The organism is Amycolatopsis sp. M39, assembly GCF_001651785.1.
Taxonomy (GTDB): Bacteria; Actinomycetota; Actinomycetes; order Mycobacteriales; family Pseudonocardiaceae; genus Amycolatopsis; species Amycolatopsis rubida.
The window spans coordinates 26,111-44,702 of record NZ_LWSF01000018.1 but is presented as its reverse complement, the minus strand read 5'-3'; the positions used below and the strand labels follow the sequence as shown (position 1 = coordinate 44,702).

The window sequence follows — 18,592 nt, the reverse complement described above, 5'->3', positions numbered from 1 at the left end:
CTCTTGGGCGGCTCGGCCCTCATGACGGGGCGACCGCGTCGCCCTCGGCCGGGAGCGTTGAGACGGATCCGGCCGGATGCTTCAGCCGGAGTCGCCCGACTGAGGCCGCGATGACGGACACGAGCGCGACGGCCGACAGATAGACCCCGAAGACGTACTCGCTTCCCACCTGCGAGTTCAACCAGACGCCAAGCAGCGGCCCGCTGCCGCCGAAGAGGACAACGGTGGCGTTGTAGGCGAAGGATCCGGCGGTAACCCGGGTTTCGGTCGGAAACATGTACGCGATCGCGAGCGCCGCCGGGACGGCGAGCATCCCCTTGCCGGTCGCCAGGATGACACCGCCCACGATCCCGCCCACGTATCCTTGGGCGGCGATGACGAACGCCGGGACGCTGAAGACGGCGACGAAGGCTGCCCCTCCCACCATCAACCGGTGCAACCCGACGCGTTCCATGATCCTTCCGCCCGCCAGCGCGGCGACTACCAGGATGCCGTCCGTGATCAGGGTGATGCTGTAGGCATCGCTGCTGGACATCTGCCCGGGGCCCTTCAGGAACGTGGTGAAGTACGAGGACACGGTCGGCGTGATCAGCGCGTATACCGCGACCACGAAGAAGAACACGAGCATCGTCTTCCACTGCTGCCCAAAGGCGTCCCGGATGGGCGTGGCCCGCTGGTTCCGGCTTCCTCGGGCGTGGGCGAGTTGCCGAAACTGGGGAGTTTCCTGGACCCGCAAGCGGACGTAGATACCGATCGCGCCGAGCGGCAACGCGAGCAGGAACAGGATGCGCCACCCCCAGGCGTCAAACGCGGCGTTGCCCAGGACGGCGCTGGTCAAGCTCGCCACTCCGACAGCGGCGAGCACCCCGAGGAAGGTGCTGGCCACGAGGTAACTGATGTTGCGGGCGCGGGTGCGCGGAGAGCTGTGCTCGTAGAGGAAGCTGGCGGCCGAGCCGTATTCTCCGCCGGCGCCGAGGCCCTGCAACAGTCGACAGGCCAGCAACAGAGCGGGTGCGCCGACGCCCATGGCGGCGTAGGTAGGCAGCACTCCGATGAGCGCCGTGGCGGTGCACATGAGGACGATGGTGATGGTCAACGACGCCCGGCGTCCCCAGGTGTCGCCGATCCAACCGGCTACCAGGCCGCCCAGCGGTCGGCTCACGTAGGTGAGCGCAAAAACCGCATAGGTGCTCAGAAGCGCCGTGGTCGGGTCGCCGGACGGGAAAAAGTGTGCCGCTACCGAGGAAGCGACGACCCCGTAAACGCCGAAGTCGTACCACTCGGCGAAATTGCCGGCGACGGCAGCGCGGATCAATTGTCCGCGGGTCTGGCTGGTGAGCTCTGTCCCGGAGTCAGCTTCGGTATTCATCGGTCCTCCTGTGTGCCCCGCTGCTGTGCGATGCTCGCCGGGTGCCGGACTGGGGACGCTGAACGAGCTCGATGCGGAGGTTGTCCGGCCCCAGCGCATAGGCGATCAGGCCGCCTGCGTTGCGGCCGGAGTCGATGCGGTTGGGTGCGGAGGTGAACCGCACGCCGCTCGCGGAGCTTCGGCGGTACAGCTGCGCCAGGTCGGTGACTTCCAGCGCCAGGTGAGCCGAACCTGGCTGGGCAACGGGTGCGAAGGCCCCCGGGAGGGCCGGTACCACGTACTGCAGAAGCTGGAGCTCGCACCCGTCGACATGGCCGGCGGGAGTGAGGATGGCGTTGTCGACCACCGCATCGGGGACTCCCACCGTGGCTCTGGTGTAGTCGTTGTCCTGCAGCTGCCGATGCCGCAGGACAAAGCCGAAGTGCTCGGTGAAGAAGGCTATCGCGGCGTCCAGGTCGGAAACGGTGTAGCCGACATGGCCCAGGGCCAGGCTCATGACCGAGTCCCTCCGGTCGCCCCTTCGCGGAACACAGCGTCGTACAGCCGGAGCCAGTTTCCTCCCGCGACAGCCGCGAGGGCCGGCTCGTCGAAGCCGACCGCGCGCAGACCGTCCAGCAGGACCGGGAAGTCCGCGGCGGTGCCGAACCAGTCCTGCCAGCGAGGCCAGCGCGCCGGCTCCGGGTCCGGGTTCAGCCGGCCGTTGCGCAGCGTGACCAGATCCGCATCGGTCCACTCCCGGGACAAGTCGCTGCCCAGCGCGACATGGTCCACCCCGATCTGGTCCACGAGCGTCGCCACCATCGTGCAGAATTGGCGCAGCGTGACCTGCGGGCCGCCGATGAACGTGGGGTAGGTGGTCACACCGACGACGCCGCCGCGGTCGGCGACAGCCGTGAGGATGTCGTCGGGGGTGTTGCGGGGATGATCGCAAAACCAGCGGGGATTCGTGTGGGTCAGCGCGATCGGGTCGCTCGAGGCGTCGACCGCCTCGCGGGTGCTGCGGTCGCCCACGTGCGAGCAGTCGACCAGCATTCCCAAGGCGTTCATTCGTTCCACGACCCTGCGGCCAAACAGCGAAAGACCAGAGTCGTGCGGCTCCAGGCAACCAGCGGCGACGGCGTTCTGCACGTTGTAGGTCAGCTGGACCACCCGAACACCCAGCTCGTGATAGAGGTCCAGCAGGCGGGGGTCGTCTTCGATCGGTGCGGTGTTCTGAAACCCCAGCAAGACCCCGAGCCGATGACTGTCCGCGGCCGCGCGGATGTCGTCCGGAGAGCGGACATGCACCAGCCGGTCCGAGTACTGCGCGAACCGTTGCCGCCAGCCCATCAGCCGGTCCAGCGTACCGCGCGCGTCCTCCCACACGGCGCAGGTGGCCTGTACCGCGCCCACGCCTCCCTTGGCGAGGTCATCGATGACCTGCGGCGTCCAATTGTTGATCTCGCATCCGTCGATCAGCAGCGGTTGCGTCATGCCCTGCCTTCCGGTGAGTACTCGCGGAGCCCGGAGTGTGCCCCTGGCACCGAGGATGCGGCCGGCCATCGATAAGTTGAAGTCCGTTTTGCTGATCGATTGATTAGGAACGCAGATGGATCACTGGGACGTGCGTCAGCTGGAGTACTTCGCGGCGGTCGCGGACGAGTTGCACTTCGGGCGTGCCGCGGCCCGGGAGCACATCAGCCAATCGGCGCTGAGCCAGCAGGTGCGTGCGTTGGAGCGCCGCCTCGGCGTGGAACTGCTCGTGCGGACAACCCGGTCCGTGCGACTGACTCCCGTGGGCCGCGCCGTGCATGAGCAGGCGAAAGCCCTGCTGGCGCAGCACGCCCGAGCCGCGGAGCGGATCGACCACCTCGTCTCCGGACGAGCAGGCCGATTGCGCATCGGTTTCGTGCCGTCCGCGGCCTTCGGCACGCTCCCGCGGATCGTCGCGCCGTTCAGACGGGCGAACCCGCAGGTGAAGCTGCGGCTCCAGGAGATGCCGACACTGGAACAGCTGCGCACCGTCGCTCAGGGCGACCTGGATGTCGGGCTGGTGCGGGACACCAGCCAAGCGACCTCGGTGCGGCTCTTCCCCCTCCTCACCGAGCCGTTGCTGCTCGCACTGCCCCGCGAGCACCCGGCCGCCCGGCGCCGGCGAGTCCGCCTCGCCGCGCTGGCCGGCGAACAATTCATCGTGCTCCCGAGCGCCGTCGCGCCCGCCATGTCCGACGTCATCGCGAAACTGGCCGCGGCCGCCGGGATCGATCTCAGCTACCCCCTCGAAGCGCTGGCCTTCACCACGACCCTGGGCCTGGTGGGCAGCGGGATGGGCGTGGCCATCGTGCCCGCCTCCGTACGCACCAACCACCCCCCGGGGCTCGTCTACCGGCACATCGCGGACGAGGGCGCGGTCTCCCGGCTCTTCGTCGCTGTCTCCGAAGAACACACCGATCCGCTCGCCGCGAAGTTCCTGCGCGCGGCGCAGACATGCTTCGCCACCGCCCCGGACGGCGACTCCCCGCAAAAGCTCCTGTCCGCAGGCAGCGACGCAGGGTTGTTACCCGACCCGTGATCGTGAGTTCCTGAGGGGCGTTCCCGAAAACGCGGACTTCCCGCCTGGGACTGTCGAGCGGAATACGGGAAACGCGGCCGCCCCGCCGGGCGGCAGGTCAGGCAACTCACCGGGCGCGGAATGGCGCCGTGGCCCGCTGCGTTGCGACTGTTCGACCGGTCGGACCCGGGCCGTGCGCACGGCCCGCTCGCGTTGGCGGGCGCGGAATTCTGTTCGCGACCGGATCCGATCGGGGGCGTTGGCCGAGGATCGGCGGCCACGCCTCGCGGAGCGACGTCTCCGCTTGGACGAGCCTGGCCGCGAACTCAGGCTCGCCGATGCGGTTCGCGGCATCGCGCGGCGATCTTGTCCCCGGGCCGCTCCCGGCGGCCGATCGGGATCCGTACCTGTTGGCCTGGCCCGATATCGCCGACCTCGCCCGCAGTGCGGTGCCTCCCGTCCGCGCACGGCACCTGCTACTGCGGGTGCGCGGCGGAGCAAGTCGCGGCGATCGTCGGCGCGCGACCGGCGCACCCCTGCGGGCCGTTGCAGACCAACACGAGCGGCATCCGGGCCAGCCCCGCAGCGGAGGAGAGGAACCGGTACCGGTCCGCGGCGGGCGCGGTCTCGTTACGCCGTGCGGCCGACGCTGGCGGAACCAAAGATGGTACTGCTCCTGAAAAACGACGGTCATGGACAGTGCCGGACGATGCGCCCGCTCGGCGGCAGCGGGTTTCGTCGGGCTGACTGTTGCGGCTGCGCGTGTGCCAGGCGACGGCCTGGAAAGCTGGCCGGAGTCTGCTCCTCGGTCCAGCGAGCTGAAGCAGTCATCGCCGCCGCTCCGTGGTGCGGCCGGGGGAGCCGCGCGCGGACCATCTCCGCTCGATCTTGCCGAAGCGCCAGACGAGCAGAGAACACAACGCTGTGGCCGGTAGCGAGAATGTCGAACCGATAAGCGTAGGCGTCGGGAACCTCGGGCCCGTGAAACACTCGCGTCGCGGTCACCCTGACCAAGTCGTCGCGGAGGACCTCGACGCTACCGGTCGCCGGGGCGGATACGACGTGCGCGGTCACTCGTCGCGGCCGCCTGCTGCCGGAGAAAAGCCTGGTCGCCTCCCCGAGGCTTTGCTGCATTCCGCTGACCACCGCGTCGATCTTCGGCGGGCCCCATACGTCAAGGTCTCCTACCGGAGAGGGGGTGTAGGTCCAGCCGAGCATAGCTACGCCGGTCAGGCCGGTGACGTGGTCGGCGTGGTGGTGTGTTGCCCAACCCGGCGAATCCGATACCGGACTCCACTAACTGCTGATCCGCATTTCCGCCGCAGTCGACGAGGTATGCTCGGGTGCCGACCACCAGCGCCAGCGCTGGTTGGGAGCGGGTGGTGCTGAGGATAGGCCCCCGTTCACCCCGAGCACTCGTACATGGTCTCCCGCCGGTGCGGCGGGTATCTCGCTCGTGGCGCCTTCAGGTGAACGTGCTGGTTCCGAACACGCAACAAGTCCTCCTGCGGAAGCGACGGCGGCCAGCCCGAAGAACGCTCTTCTCCGCACCGGTGCGGTCGGCAGGCTGGAATCTTCGTTGACCATGATCAGATGTCCGTCCTTTGCATTTCGCTGGTGAACGTCTCCGCGGCCGCGGTTCGCCGTCGGGGCTGGGCAGGCACAGCTGGTTCGAACCGTCCGGCAACTAGTCAGGCAGTTGCCGGTTGTGGTGGCAGACAGGGCTTTCCCGTGATGGCGTGGCGGCGTGGGGTGATGCCGCCTTCGCGGGGTGGTGGAGACGCGGGAGCGCACGGTGGTGCGCCAGCCGGCGAGGTGGAGTCGCGTTTGGTCATGCGGGTGTCGCGTCCGGCCTGGTTGCTGGTGAAGGGAACGGTCAGGTCGAACAGGAATCGCAGGACGTCTTCGCGATGCCGGTGCGGCCGTTCGAGCCGGGCCCGGGTTTTGGTTTGGCCGGGTCTGCCGCCCTGGGGGCGTCCGGTGTGGCTGCGGGTGTGCGGGGTCGCCCTGCGGTGAGGACGTTGCCGGGGATCTCGCGGGGGTCGAGTTCACCGGCGGCGGCGTTGAGTTCGTCGAGGAAACCGCTGAGCTGGGCGCGCCAGTGCTGGCCCGGTGGTTTCGGCGGCGGTGAGCAGTTCGCTCTGGTGGTGGGCGTTGCCGAGCGGGTGGGTGCGGTGGGGGCGCCATCCGTCGTGCGCTGCGGTCCGGGCGAATCCGGGCAGGATGGCGTCCCGGCCGCGTTCGGGGTGCAGCAGGTGGGCCGCGAGCCGGTCGGTGGAGGACGAGCGCGGCAGAACCGGGTGCCGCCGGCGCGCAGCCCGGTCTCGTCGAAACGCGTCACCGGCGCTCGTCGCAGCGCGTCCCGGGCCGCGTCGGCGAAGGGCGCGAGCCGGTCCAGCACCGAGTGGACCCCGCTGGTGGACACCCGCATGCTCGCTGCGTCGGCGAGCGGTTCCGCCGCGCGTGCGACCAGGACATGGTGGCAGGTCAGCGGACACGCGGCCGGCGCGGTGACGTTCGGCCAGTAACACGCGGGGGCGGCCGCGGCGGTGAGCAGACCGCACCGGCAACGCCGCCGGTGCCACTGCGGTGCCCGGTCACCACTGGGACGATCTCGGGCGGGTAGTGCACCCGGCGGCGCAGCACGTCCGCGCTCGGGCGGTTCCGCAAACCGGTTCCGCGTCGAGCATGCCGCCAGGACATGGTCGAGGGCCGCGGCCTCGACCAGCTTCAGGCTCGCACCCGTCGAACCGGGTTGGTTCCCTTGTCCGCGGCTACTGCAGAGGCGCAGCGATTTCGGCGCCGGGTTCGCATACAGGTCCTGCGACGGAAGTGTCGACGAGTTGCGCGAGCTGGCCTTGAGCTGCCGTTCCAGCTCAGCCCGCGACAGCTCAATCGTGGCGATCACGGCCGCCTGCGACAGAACCAGGGCGGCAAGCTCGTGGGGCGGGTTCACCGGGTTTTGGTACTCGACCAGGCAGAAGCTCATCTTGCTCCTTCGGCAATCCAGCTTGAATGCGGGTGGCATGGTTCGCGAGAGGGGCCTCTACGAGTTGAGATTGGCGGTGCCGAACAACGGTTTCGCTGCGCTCCCGGCGGTGGTCCGCGCATTCGGCGCTCACCCGGCGGCCGGGTGGGCGGGGCCCGAGATTCCGGCCGCGGCGGCGAACCTGTCGCGGCCGCCTCCGGCGGATGTGGTGCGGTTGCCCAGGACCTGCGGTCAGCAAGAGTTCTTTGGCGCGCTCCCGGCGAATGCGGAAGCGGCAAAACTGAACGCGTCCTTCCGTGATGCCCCGATCACCGAGCCGTGATTCTCGCCCTGGTAAGATTCGTACTCGATCGAGGCGCCGTGGCCGCACAGGCTTTGGATCATTTGCTGCGTGGTGTCGGGAGTGACGGTGGTCTGGTCTTTGTCGCCTTGGATGATCAGGACGGGGACCTTCATCGTCAATGCGGAGGGGTCTTGGCGGCGAAGGAATGCGGCGAGTTTGTCGGTTTCTTTGCCGGATTTGAGATACTGTCCTGGCTGCAACTGTGGCAGCTGGGCGGTCTTGCAGCTTGCTTTGGCCGCATCGACCTGCGGCATCATGTGATCTGTCACCAGCTGATGGAGGTCAATCGTGGGATCTGTGACGTGCGCTCCCACGACCGTCCATGCCAGAAGCATCTGGACCAATTGAGAGATAGGCTTTCCATTAATTACGTCGTAAATAAACTTCAGGATGCCTGGACCCGTCGGGGCGATTGCTATGGCACCCTTGAGCGTATACTTGGCACGGGCGTGATCGCTTAAGCCGGCGGTCCACAATGCGGCTCCTCCGCCCTCGCTGTGCCCGGCTGCTATCCAGTCGTTGCTCAGCTTGTCGCTCGCCGAATGAGCTGCGGTGACAATATCAACGATTGCATCGGCATTGCTCTTCTGGTTCAGTTCGGGCCGCGGCCCTGCCGCACCCCATCCCGCATAGTCGGTGCGCACCACCGCATAGCCTCGCTTAAGCCATTCATCGAGGTACGCGTCAGAGCTCGCACTCCCCACAAGCGACGGGGCGCATTGAGGAGCGACTCCAGTCGCGCCTTCGCCCCAGCTGATCACCGGGTAGCCGCCGGGCGGGGGCGGAGTGGCAGGGAGCGACACGCGACCGTATACGACGGTATTCTGGCCGAGGTAGGAAGTCGAGACGTAGGAGATTCGGAGATTCCGGGAAGCGTCCGGCAAGCCGCCTTGTGGCTCAGCGGTCAGCAATTGGCCCGGACGCGGCAGTTCCGGAGTGCGAGCTGCCGGAGCACCGCTGCACGCCGCGAGTGTCAATCCAGCCGCGAGCAGAATCGTCAGTGGACGACGTCGCGCAAAGGAGGAACTTACGTTCATCTCATTCTCCTAGAAGGGTGGACCGATGGGTGCGACGATCGCCCGTCCCCGCTCGTCGTTGTGCGTAGTCGCGGATCGGATAACGAAGCATGCGTGCCGGGCTGACGGCAGCCAGCGGTGTGCACGGGAATGACCCGTGTGGCGGGTGGGGAAAGCCCGATTCATCGTGAAGAGATCGTCGACGCCCGGTGAAGATGGCCGCGTCGGCGATCAGGGCCTGCTCTGGGCCGCCACCGGCTCATCGGCCGACGCCCGGGCAGCGCACCGGTCGCCTCGGCGGTGACGGCATGAGTGGGCGTGACCATGGTCGTGGGACTCCTCGCCGGGCCGATCGCAGGTCGCTCAGTGCTAAGATACTTTGTCCTAAGCTATAGTAATAACCTCCGGATGTGCTTTGTCAAGGGTTGCCGCGATCCGGGGCGGCGGGAGTCGCTGGTGGGCCCCGGCTGTTCCGTGAAGAGCCGATGAGGTGCATGCCGGCCCGTGCGGAGGGACGTCGCAATGGGTCTGGCGCGCTCCGGACGCATGCTCGGGAACATGAGGCCGAGGCGGGCAGGATTGCTGGTCGGCCGGTCGCTGAGGTTGCCCGGGATCTGGGAGCCGGCAAGGGAACGCTGGGTGCCTGGCTGGACGAGGCGGAGGCGGAACGGCGTGTTCAAGGAGAAGCCGAGTGGTGCGATGGAAGAAGCGGGAAGGGGAAACTGGCGCTTGAAGGCGGAGGGTGATCTGTTGAAAAAGCGGTGCCGTCTGCGAATTAGGGCCAGTGCCGTTCGCATTTATTGCCAAAATTGCCGAGGTTTCGCCCGTGAGGCGTCCCAGGCCGGATTTTCGCATGCTCGACGCGACCGGTCCCGTGTGGTGCGGGACGAGGAATTGACGGCCAGGATTCGAGCATGAGGGCCGCTGCCGGATCGGCCGGATGCGCTGCGAGCTGGCACCGCGGGGCACGGTCGCTCGCCCAGGCGGGTCCGGCCGGTGGTCTGCCCGCGTCCCTGCAAGACCGCGACGATGCACGCCGCAGCCGGCTCGCTGGGCTGGTCGGCCGCGCGTTCGCCGAGTGCCCGGAAGAAATATGGCACGCGGCTGTCTCCGCGCGATTGCCGGAGGGGTGCATCCTGCTGCGGTCATTGACGAGTTTTCTCGACAAATCCCGGGATGGTCAATCGTCATACCTGCATGCACCGAGATCGTCGCTGACGACCGGAACTGGGCGACTGGTCTTTTGTCTCGGCCGGAAAGTCCGGTGCGCGTTCTTCCGGTTCGCACGGCATCTCGCTGAGTTCGGAATCGACGCTCCAATCGGCCCAGTTGGTGGCATCCTCCGGCAATGCGCTCGCGGAGTCCGCCATTGGGCTTTGTGAAACCGAGTTGATTGAGTCACATGCGCAAGGCGCAAAATATGGTGCCGACGTCGGGGCCCGGACAACGAGCCTCCGCCGAACCCGAGTGGTTCCGGTGCGGCCAGTGGCCGGCTTGCCGGGCAGTGATCTGCTGGTGTTCCGCGGGGAGAACGTCCCGGGCGGGTGACGGTCACCGGTGCCAATTGCACCTCGCTCGTGCGGCGGCAGCTTATACCTCGGTGCTGGCGCTGTATTCGGCTGCGGCACCGTTCAAGCTTGCGAGAACTCGTCAGGAGTTCCTGAGCCGCGATGCAGCATCGCGTGTCTCGGCCACCGGAAGAGCTGGCCGCAGTTGCGAATATTGCGTCGTCGCGACCCTGGCGCCGTGCCCGCTGTAGCCAAGAGGCAGGCCCGTTGTCGGCGAAGCCGAGGTTATCGGCTTGCGCCGGGTCGGTGCAGGCGAGCGCGCCCTGGCCTCGAAGCCGGGACGAACAATCTGGAACGTCTCCGCGTTGTTCCTGCCGGGCGGGGTCACGGTGCCCAGGACCGCCGAGAAGATGTGTCTCTTGGCCCCTATCCAGTCTGCCCACGCGTCAAAACTCTCGTGCGCTGTCAAGCGAAGTCTCGCCGACATCGAACACTGCCGACCGAATTCCGCGCAATAGCCGACAAAACCTCCCCCGCAGCACCTCCCAGGCATCAGCACCTGCGACGCGCACGAGGTCTGGCGTGAACGGCGGCCAACCGCCATTTCCGCCAGCGACTGGCGAAGGCCGGGCGGCTCGGCAATCCGGACTGCTCGTTTCGGGACCCCTCCCGCCGCGGCCTGGCACGGTTGCCGAAGATGACCAGTCCACTCAGGAGCGGAGCATTTCATGTCAGGACACCGATCAAGCCAGCGGCGCCCAACGCATCTCACGAGCGCGGCGGCCGGACCGGTGCCCGGCACTGACCGGAAAGCGCGATTGTTCGCAGTCGTCGGCGCCGCGGTCGCGTCCTGCGTGCTGACCGCCTGCGGTTCAGCACCGTCCTCGCCGCCGCAGAGTGCTAGCCGTCCCGCGAGTGCGCCGGCACCGTCGTCGGCCGTGTCTTCCGCGCCCGCCTCGGCGGAGTCCGGACCGATGCCGCCTCGGGTCAAAGCGGACCCGAAGTACCTGCCGAGCTGGATGCGAGGGATGGCCGACAACCCGGACGACAGGTCGGCGAAGGCGTACGCCACGCTCGGACTGGCCGGGGTGCAGAGCGATCTGGTCCAGCACGGGTTGCGGGCTCTTCAGGAGCTGCCCTACTTCCCGCAGCGGGTGGTCCGGCAATGCACTGCGCTCAACGCTCATCTCCCCGACCCCGACGGCGAGGCGGTGCAGAGCTTCAGCACCCCGCAGCGCCCGGTGAGCCGGTCCGAAGGCGCACGGATCAACGAGGTGATCCGCAAGAGCTGCGCCTGAGGTCCGGGACCGAGGCGGTTGAGTTTCGCCGCGGCGGCAAGACGTTCCCCTCCCGCACCGGGGCCCGCGCCGACCGGCGCGTCCGCGAGACACCGAAACCGGCCGAGCGCCCGCCGCGCGTTCATCGGCTGGAGCCAGGACAAAACCGCTGTCGCACGCTGCGGGGCCGCGACCCCGGTCGCCTGGGACGAGGTCCTTCGTTGATCAACCGTCGCCTTCGCGGGCCCCGGCAGGCGAACATCCCCTTCCCGGCACCGGCACCGGCACCGGCACCGGCACTACAGGATGGCAATCGGGTTGACCGGGGAACCGGTGCCGCCCGCGATGCGCAGCGGTGCGACGCACAGCATGAACTCGTAGCGGCCCGAAGCCCGGCATTCCCGGACGAGCGGGCCGAGCTGGGCCTGGTCGAGCAGGGCGACCCCGTAGGACATCAGTGCGCCGTGCACGGTCCAGGGCGTTTCGTAACCGCTGGGCGTCGCGTCGGCGACGTCCCACACGAGCATCGCCACGTCGTGGCCGCGAAGGAATTCCAGGCAAGAGGCGTGCAGTCCTGGCCGGGGGTCCGGGGGATAGCCGGTCCAGTCCTGGCGGTGGCGAGCGTCCCATTCGTCCCGTCCGCCGAACACGCACACCGCGTCGCCGGGTTCCACGGCCAGGCCGGCCGCCGCGGCGGCCGCGGCGAGTTCGCTGCCCTGGACCGGCTCGTCCGTTTCGACGCAGTCGGCGCCGCGCAGCGCCGGAATGTCGAGCAGGACGCCCCGCGTGACGATGCCGTCGGACCAGGTGTCGATGCCGCCCCAGGACGAGCCCGATTCGGACAGCACCTCGTCCGGCTGTTTGCCGCCCCACATTCCCTCGCTGTCCCAGATGTGGCAGAGCGCGTCGAGGTGGGTGATGTTGCGGCTGTGGCAGTCGACGACGATCTCGTCGTGGGCGTATCCGGCTCCCGGGGCCCGCCACGATTCCCGCGCGAGCCGCTGGCCGATCGGCGCCGGGTTGTGCGCGCTTTTCGCCGCGTCCAGCGGGCGGGACAGGGAGACGGAGCGTCCGGACCGGACGAGCCCGGCCGCCTGCCGCCGCTTGGCGTCGTCGATCAGGTTGATCGCGCCGCGCTGGTCGTCGGGGCCCCAGCGGGTCCAGTTGCGGTCGCGCCGCAGGAGCAGGCGCACCTCGTCTTCGCTGGGCAGGTGCTGATCGGGCATGCCGGGCCTTTCACGAAGCGGTTTCGGGGTTGATCTCCGTCAGCGGTTTGCGCACCGTGGCCGGAATGAACGGCAGGAACGCGAGCAGGACGATCATCGGAGCCGCCATGCCCAGGTAGGCGGCGGTCACGCCGAGGCCGCCGTGGATCGCGACGAGCAGCGGCGCCGCCACCGCTCCGCCCAGGTGGCCGATCCCGTCGGAGAAGCCCATGCCCGCGGTCCGGGCCCGGGTGGGGAAGGTTTCCGTCCCCAGCGTGTACAGGATCGGCTGGAACACCGCGGCGGCGAACCAGGTGACAATGGTTCCGGCGAGCAGCCCCGGCAGGTGCGAGGAGACGCCGAGCAGCGCGCAGCCCGCGGCGGTGAGGAGCGAGGCCGCCGCGACGACGTGCTTGCGCTCGAACCGGTCGCTGATCCACGGGGCCAGCAGCGCTCCCGCGATCGTGCCCACGTTGCCGATGGCGACGAACCCGATGCTGGCGCTCAGATCGAACCCGCGCTGGTTGATGAACGTCGGGTTGAGGCTCGCGAATCCGTACGAGGTGAGGTAGAAGAGGAAAAAGATGGCCGTGAGCAGGAGGCTGCGGGCGAGGAAAGGCTTGCGCAGCAAGGCTCCGTAGGGAACTCGCGACGTCGCGCGAGGCTCGTCCGCGACGGGAGCCGGCGGCGGCAGCGGGATGCCGGACCGGCGGGTCGCGAAACGCTCTGCCTGGCCGATGATCTTCTCGGCTTCGGCGTCCCGGCCCTGGGAGATCAGCCACCGCGGCGATTCCGGCAGCGATTTCCTCGTCGCGACCAGGAAAAGCACGGACACGATGGGAATGAGCAGGAACGGCCGCCAGCCCCAGCTGACCGACGGCACGAGCGTCAGCGCGATCAGCGGCGTCACCGTCGTCCCGACGAAGGCGAACAAACTGGCCCACGCGTTGTAGCGGCCGCGCAGCCCGGCCGGAGCGAGTTCGCCGATGTAGGTGCTGATGGTGACCACGGCCCCGCCCGCCCCGGCGCCCGCGACGAGGCGCCACGCGATCAGCCATTCGAGGTTCGGGCTCGCCGCGGTCGCCAGCGAACCGAGGGAAATGACGCCGAGGGAAGCCAGGATCCCCGCCCGGCGGCCGTATCTGTCGCTCACGAAGCTGGTGAAGAACGCGCCGACGACGAACCCGAGCAGGCTCGAAGTGATCGTCAGCGAGATCGCGGTTCCGCCGGCGGCAAGGTCTTTTCTGATGGCNCTGATGGCGGGCAAGGCGATGCCGAGATTGTTCGTCTCGAAGTACGTGAAGAAGTATCCGGAGCCGACGATCCACAGCAGGATCTTCGGATACGGCCAGCGCGGGATCCGGTCGAGGCGGGCCACGAGCGTTCGGGACTGGCTGCCGACGGACGGGGACATGGGTCCTCCCTCAGCGCACATGCGCGGGCTTGGGGGTGAGCGGGAGGACGATAACACGACGCCAGGTTATGAGCCAGACCGTGGAGCTGCGCAGACGTGCGGCGAGGTGCGCCCGAAGCCGGAGAGGTGTGCGGTCGGCTCGGCAGGCGCGGGGGGGGCATAGAGGGGTGNCTCGGCAGGCGCGGGGGAGGCATAGAGTGGTGTCATGTTATCGTGGCGGGACCGATTGCCCCTCGCTCCCGGTCGTATCGGAGTGCCGGGCCGGGTTCGGGTGCGCTGGTGAGTCGTGCACGCGGGTGCGGGCGGGCGGTCGTGGTCGTGAGGGGAACAGCGTCGGTGGAGGGAGACCCTCATGGACCTGGTTCGGCGGGGGCCGCGGCGGCTGGTCCGGTCGTAGCGAGAGGGGGCGGCATGGGCCGCGAGGTCGCAGTGGTCGCGGGGGCGAAATGACGAGCCGCGCGCAGGACGGGATCCCGACGCGGCAGGCCATCCTCGGCGCGGCCGAACGGTGCATGGCCGAATGCGGCTTCGCCGGGGCCCGGCTGGCCGACATCACCGCCGCCGTCGGCGTCACTACGGGTGCGCTGTATCGGTATTTCCCCGGCAAGGGCGCGTTGTTCGCCGAGCTGGTGGACCTCTTCGAGCAGGACGCCGTGGAGTCGCTCGGCCGGTCGGAGGGGTTGGCCGAGGCGATGCGGCGCTGGCTGTCGGCCGCGAAATCGCACGCCGGAACGGTGCGCGCGCTCTTCGAGCTGGCTCGCCCCGGAACCGGGGAGATCGACCGTTTCGCCCGGCTGCGCGGGAAGGTCGTCGAAGCGTTCGGGGCGCACCTGCCGGTTCCGGACGAGGAACGCCTCGTGCTGTCCCGGGTTCTGGTCGACCTGTTGCTGCACTGCGCGCTCGCGATCTCGGCGGGCTGGTCGGCCGACCGTGCCGCGCAGCTGGCCGGGAACCTGGCCCGGCTGGTCGGGAACGGCCTGTACGCGGACGAGACCTCGGTGCCGCCCCGGTCGGAAATCGACATCGCGACCCGGCCGCACGACATCCGGCCCGGTTCCCGGCCCTTCATCCAGTGGAAACCCGCCGAAGGCAAGGAAGGCCCGCGGTCGACGCGCGGGCAGAAGACCTGGGAGAGCGTGCGCCGGGCCGCGTTGCGCGCCTTCGAGGACCATGGCCTGGCGGGAACGACCGCATTGGACATCTCCCGGATCGCCGGGGTCTCCTCGGGTACGGTCTACCGCTATTTTCTCGACAAGGAAGACATTTTCCGCAGCTTGCAGGCCACCGCCGAGGCGGACATCGTCCGTGAGACGCACCTGCCGCTGGTGCGGGGGAGGCTGGCGATCCGGGCGACCCTGCTGGCCTATTTCGAGGTCTACCGGCGGCACATCGCGTTGTTCCGGGTGTGGCAGGAGCTTCTGCAGCGGCGGGCCGAGGCGGCCGAACCGTGGATCGGCATGCGCGCGAACTTCGTCGACGCGCTCACGAAGGCGATCCGGTTCGGGCAGCAGGTCGGGATCGCCGATGCCGGCTGCGACGCCTCGGCGGTCGGCGAGATCTATTCGCTGTGCGACGAGTCGGTGGTCTACACGCGGTTGATCCTGGGCTGGGACGCGGACCTGTCGGACGAGCGGGTCGCGACCTGTGTCGAGCGGCTGTTCATCGGAGGGTTCTCCCGCCCGGCCTGACCGCCGTCGTTCCCGGCTGAGGTGTTTTCGTTGCGGTGCGTGGACTATCCGCGGCAAGCACTGTCCGAAGAAGACCGTTGGCTCCTCGCCGCGGCCGTGATAACCTGACGCCATGATTACTTCCGCGGCGAAGACGGGGACGGCTGAAAGAGTGCTCGCCGAGCGGAGGGGCCGAGTGCTCGAACTGACGCTCAACCGGCCCGCCGCGGGCAATGCCTTCGACGCGGAGCTTTACGGCGAGCTGGCCGATCTGCTGGCGGAGGCCGGAGCGGATTCCGGAGTCTCCTGCGTCGTGCTGAGCGGCGGGGACCGGTTCAGCGCCGGTGCCGACCTGCATGATCTGGCCGCGGCGTCGGAGTCGCGCAGGAACGTTGCCCGCGCGGCCTATGAGCGGTTCCTCGGCCGGCTTGAGCAGTTTCCGAAGCCGTTGCTCGCGGCTGTCGCGGGGCCTGCGGTCGGTATCGGGTTCACCCTGCTCGGCCACGTCGACATCGTGATCGTCGCGGACAACGCGCGGTTCCGGGTGCCGTTCGCCGCGCTCGGGCTCGTTCCCGAGGCGGGCAGCAGTGCCACTTTGCCCGCCATTCTCGGTCCTCAGCGCGCGGCGCATCTCTTTTACTCCGGGGAATGGCTGAGCGCGGAACAGGCGGTCGAGGCGGGGCTGGCGTTGTGCAGCGTTCCGGTGGAGCGGCTGGGCGCGGCCGTGGCGGCGCTGGCCGACCGGATCGCCGCGGCTCCGCTGAGTTCGCTGGCGGCCACCAAACGGTTGCTGGCCGCGTCGCGCGCGATCGACGCGCGAGCGGCGCGGCGGCGGGAGGACGAGGCGTTCACCGCCGCACTGGCTGAGCCGGGGGTGGTCCCGGGTCTGCGCACGATCGCCGAACAGATCGGCGGCAGGGCGAGCGAGGGGCGGTAAAACCGTGCAGGAGAGCGGAAACCGGCCGCTCGACGGACAGGTGGTCGCGATCACCGGAGCGAGTTCCGGATTGGGCGAGCGGATGGCTCGCGCGGCGAGCGCGGCCGGTGCGAGTGTCGTCGTGGCTGCCCGCCGCGTTGAGCGGTTGCGGGACCTGGCCGGCGAATTGCCCTCCGCGACGGCGGTGCGTTGTGACGTCGCGGTCGACGAGGACCGGGTGCGGCTGATCGAGACCGCGCTCGACCGGTACGGCAGGCTCGACGGCCTGGTCAACAACGCCGGAGTGAGCGAACCCGGACCCGCGTCGCGGGAGGCGGTCGAAACGTTCCGCAGGCAGCTGGAAATCAACTTGGTCGCGCCCTTTGCGCTGGCCGCGCTCGCCGCGCGGGCGATGCGCGAACTTCCCGGGAGCGCCCGCTCGATCGTGAACGTCAGCTCGATCATGGGCCTGCGCTCGACCGCACCGATGCCGGAGGCGGGCTACGTCGCCTCCAAAGCCGGACTGATCGGGTTGACCAGGGAGCTGGCCTCGCAGTGGGGTCGCCACCGGATCCGGGTCAACGCGCTCGCGCCCGGTTTCTTCCCTTCGGAAATGACGGACGGGCTGGTCTCCGCGGACGGCGGCGCGCCGCACTGGATCACCGGCGGCACGCCGCTGGGCAGGCTGGGCCGTCCGGAGGACCTGGACGGGGCGCTGGTCTTCCTGCTGTCCGCCGCGGCGAGCTTCGTCACCGGCCACACCCTGGTCGTCGACGGCGGCTTCACCACCCGGTAGCCGCACGTGTTCGGAAGGAGATCGGAGTGGAAGTACCGGATCTGCTCGCGCACGCGGTGGCTCGCCGCCCGCGCAAGACGTGTGTGCGCGTGGCGAGCCGCGCGCTGAGCTTCGCCGAGGTCAGCGACCGCGCCGACCGGTTCGCGGAATTCCTGCGCTCGCGGGGGATCGGACCCGGGGACCGGGTCGCGGTGCTCGCGTACAACGAAATCGAGTATCTGGAGGTTCGGGTCGGGACGTTGCGCGCCGGTGCGGTCCACGTGCCGCTGAACTTCCGGCTGTCGGCTCCGGAGCTTGGCCGAATCGTCGAGGATTGCGATCCTGCCCTGCTCGTGGTCGGTCCGCGGCTGTACCCGGCGGCGCGGGCCGCGGCGGACCGGCCGATGGTTTTCCTCGCAGCCGCGGATCCGGAGATTCCGGCCGGGGTGCTCCGGTACGAGGACGCGATCGCGGCGGCGGCGCCCGCGGCGGCGCCCGCGGAATTCCCGGCGGACCGGCTCGCGATGATCTCGTACACGAGCGGCACCACCGGTCAGCCGAAGGGCGCCATGCTGACGCACGGTGCGCTGCACGCCGCGATGATTTCGCTGGGCCAGGAGATCGGCGCGCGGCCGGACGGGGTGTATCTGGCGGCGATGCCGATGTTCCACATCGGAGCGCAGCTCGGCCACGCGTTCACCTACCTCGGCGGAACCTGCCGGCAACTCGTCAGATTCGATCCGGCGGACGCCGCCGCGGCGCTGTCCAGCGGCGAAATCACCCACGCGCAGCTCGTGCCGTCGATGATCCGGGACGTCCTCGCGCGATGGCCGGCGAACGCGCCCTCGCGGCTCCGGCGCGTGCTCTACGGTGCCGCGCCGATGCCGCCGGGCCTGCTGCGGCGTGCCATCGAGACCTGGGGGTGCGAATTCGTCAACGGCTACGGCAGCACGGAGGCGCTGGGCGTCTGCGTGCTGCCGCCGGAGGACCATCAGCCGGAGCGAGCGCCCGGGTTGCTGAAGTCGATCGGCCGGAGCGCGGTCGGCATGCGGATGCGGGTCGTCACGGAAGACGGGAAAGACGCGGGGCCGGGCGAAATCGGCGAGATCGCCTGCCGAGGGCCGAACCTGATGTCCGGCTATTGGCGCCAGCCCGAGGCGACCGCCGAATGCTTTCGCGACGGCTGGTTCCGCACCGGCGACCTCGCGTACCGGGACGCGGAGGGCTACCACTACCTCGTGGACCGCTTGAACGACAAGATCGTGAGCGGCGGCGAGAACGTCTACCCGACCGAAGTGGAAAACGTGCTGCTGGAGCACGCCGACGTCCGGGACGTGGCAGTCGTCGGCACGCCGGATCCTTATTGGGGGGAAATCGTGACCGCGGCCGTGGTGCCGCTGGCCGGTGCCGCTCCCGGTGCGGAGGACCTCAAACAGCACTGCCGCGGGCGGATCGCGGGCTACAAGATCCCCAAACGGATCCGGTTCGTCAGCGAGCTCGCCCGGAGCCCGACGGGCAAAGTGCTTCGACGCGAAATCCGCCGGCAATGGCCCGGCGACGGCACAGGGAAGGTGCGGGACTGA

At 69.0% G+C, this 18,592-nt stretch carries 13 protein-coding genes and 1 pseudogene; 7 read left to right on the top strand and 7 right to left on the bottom strand.

Annotated elements, in window-relative coordinates; all coding sequences use genetic code 11:
* Positions 1–19: 19 nt before the first annotated feature.
* From A4R44_RS30140 to A4R44_RS30130, 3 genes are read right to left on the bottom strand one after another with little or no spacing between them, the layout of a single operon-like run.
* Complete coding sequence (locus A4R44_RS30140; protein ID WP_067588253.1) at positions 20–1,369, bottom strand: MFS transporter; 1,350 nt, start codon at positions 1,367–1,369, stop codon at positions 20–22.
* The gene (locus A4R44_RS30135; RefSeq protein ID WP_067588250.1) at positions 1,353–1,865 is read right to left on the bottom strand and encodes a VOC family protein; all 513 of its coding nucleotides are present in this window, start codon (positions 1,863–1,865) and stop codon (positions 1,353–1,355) included. Before A4R44_RS30135 ends, A4R44_RS30140 begins: the two co-directional genes overlap by 17 nt.
* Complete coding sequence (locus A4R44_RS30130) at positions 1,862–2,842, bottom strand: dipeptidase (RefSeq protein ID WP_067588247.1); 981 nt, start codon at positions 2,840–2,842, stop codon at positions 1,862–1,864. Before A4R44_RS30130 ends, A4R44_RS30135 begins: the two co-directional genes overlap by 4 nt.
* Before the next feature lie 115 nt (positions 2,843–2,957).
* Between A4R44_RS30130 and A4R44_RS30125 the strand changes: the two genes are divergently transcribed.
* Positions 2,958–3,920, top strand: coding sequence for a LysR family transcriptional regulator (locus tag A4R44_RS30125; protein ID WP_067588245.1), 963 nt, complete (start codon positions 2,958–2,960; stop codon positions 3,918–3,920).
* Positions 3,921–6,073: 2,153 nt separating this feature from the next.
* Complete coding sequence (locus tag A4R44_RS30120; protein ID WP_157905035.1) at positions 6,074–6,427, top strand: hypothetical protein; 354 nt, start codon at positions 6,074–6,076, stop codon at positions 6,425–6,427.
* A gap of 221 nt (positions 6,428–6,648) precedes the next feature.
* Here the strand turns inward: A4R44_RS30120 and A4R44_RS52665 are convergent.
* Together A4R44_RS52665 and A4R44_RS30115 are read right to left on the bottom strand one after the other, a co-directional pair.
* Positions 6,649–6,888 (bottom strand): annotated as a pseudogene (locus A4R44_RS52665) (DUF6444 domain-containing protein); the annotation flags it as partial.
* Positions 6,889–7,119: 231 nt separating this feature from the next.
* Complete coding sequence (locus A4R44_RS30115) at positions 7,120–8,268, bottom strand: S9 family peptidase (protein WP_067588243.1); 1,149 nt, start codon at positions 8,266–8,268, stop codon at positions 7,120–7,122.
* A 2,425-nt stretch (positions 8,269–10,693) separates the two neighbouring features.
* Between A4R44_RS30115 and A4R44_RS30110 the strand changes: the two genes are divergently transcribed.
* Positions 10,694–11,053 (top strand): hypothetical protein, encoded by a 360-nt coding sequence (locus A4R44_RS30110; RefSeq protein WP_163069792.1) that lies wholly within the window; start codon positions 10,694–10,696, stop codon positions 11,051–11,053.
* A gap of 278 nt (positions 11,054–11,331) precedes the next feature.
* Here A4R44_RS30110 and A4R44_RS30105 read toward each other — a convergent pair whose 3' ends face one another.
* Together A4R44_RS30105 and A4R44_RS30100 are read right to left on the bottom strand one after the other, a co-directional pair.
* Positions 11,332–12,258 (bottom strand): cyclase family protein, encoded by a 927-nt coding sequence (locus tag A4R44_RS30105; protein ID WP_067588239.1) that lies wholly within the window; start codon positions 12,256–12,258, stop codon positions 11,332–11,334.
* Between the two features lie 10 nt (positions 12,259–12,268).
* Entirely contained in the window at positions 12,269–13,651 is a 1,383-nt protein-coding gene (locus A4R44_RS30100) for an MFS transporter (protein ID WP_067588237.1), read from the bottom strand.
* 446 nt (positions 13,652–14,097) lie between these two features.
* On the opposite strand from A4R44_RS30100, the gene A4R44_RS30095 reads away from it, so the two are divergent.
* From A4R44_RS30095 to A4R44_RS30080, 4 genes are all read left to right on the top strand, one after another.
* Entirely contained in the window at positions 14,098–15,339 is a 1,242-nt protein-coding gene (locus A4R44_RS30095; RefSeq protein ID WP_067588234.1) for a TetR/AcrR family transcriptional regulator, read from the top strand.
* A 112-nt stretch (positions 15,340–15,451) separates the two neighbouring features.
* On the top strand, positions 15,452–16,255 hold the full coding sequence (locus A4R44_RS30090; RefSeq protein ID WP_095213707.1) for an enoyl-CoA hydratase/isomerase family protein: 804 nt from the start codon (positions 15,452–15,454) through the stop codon (positions 16,253–16,255).
* A 4-nt stretch (positions 16,256–16,259) separates the two neighbouring features.
* Complete coding sequence (locus tag A4R44_RS30085; protein WP_067588230.1) at positions 16,260–17,030, top strand: SDR family NAD(P)-dependent oxidoreductase; 771 nt, start codon at positions 16,260–16,262, stop codon at positions 17,028–17,030.
* Between the two features lie 26 nt (positions 17,031–17,056).
* Positions 17,057–18,592 (top strand): class I adenylate-forming enzyme family protein, encoded by a 1,536-nt coding sequence (locus A4R44_RS30080; protein WP_067588228.1) that lies wholly within the window; start codon positions 17,057–17,059, stop codon positions 18,590–18,592.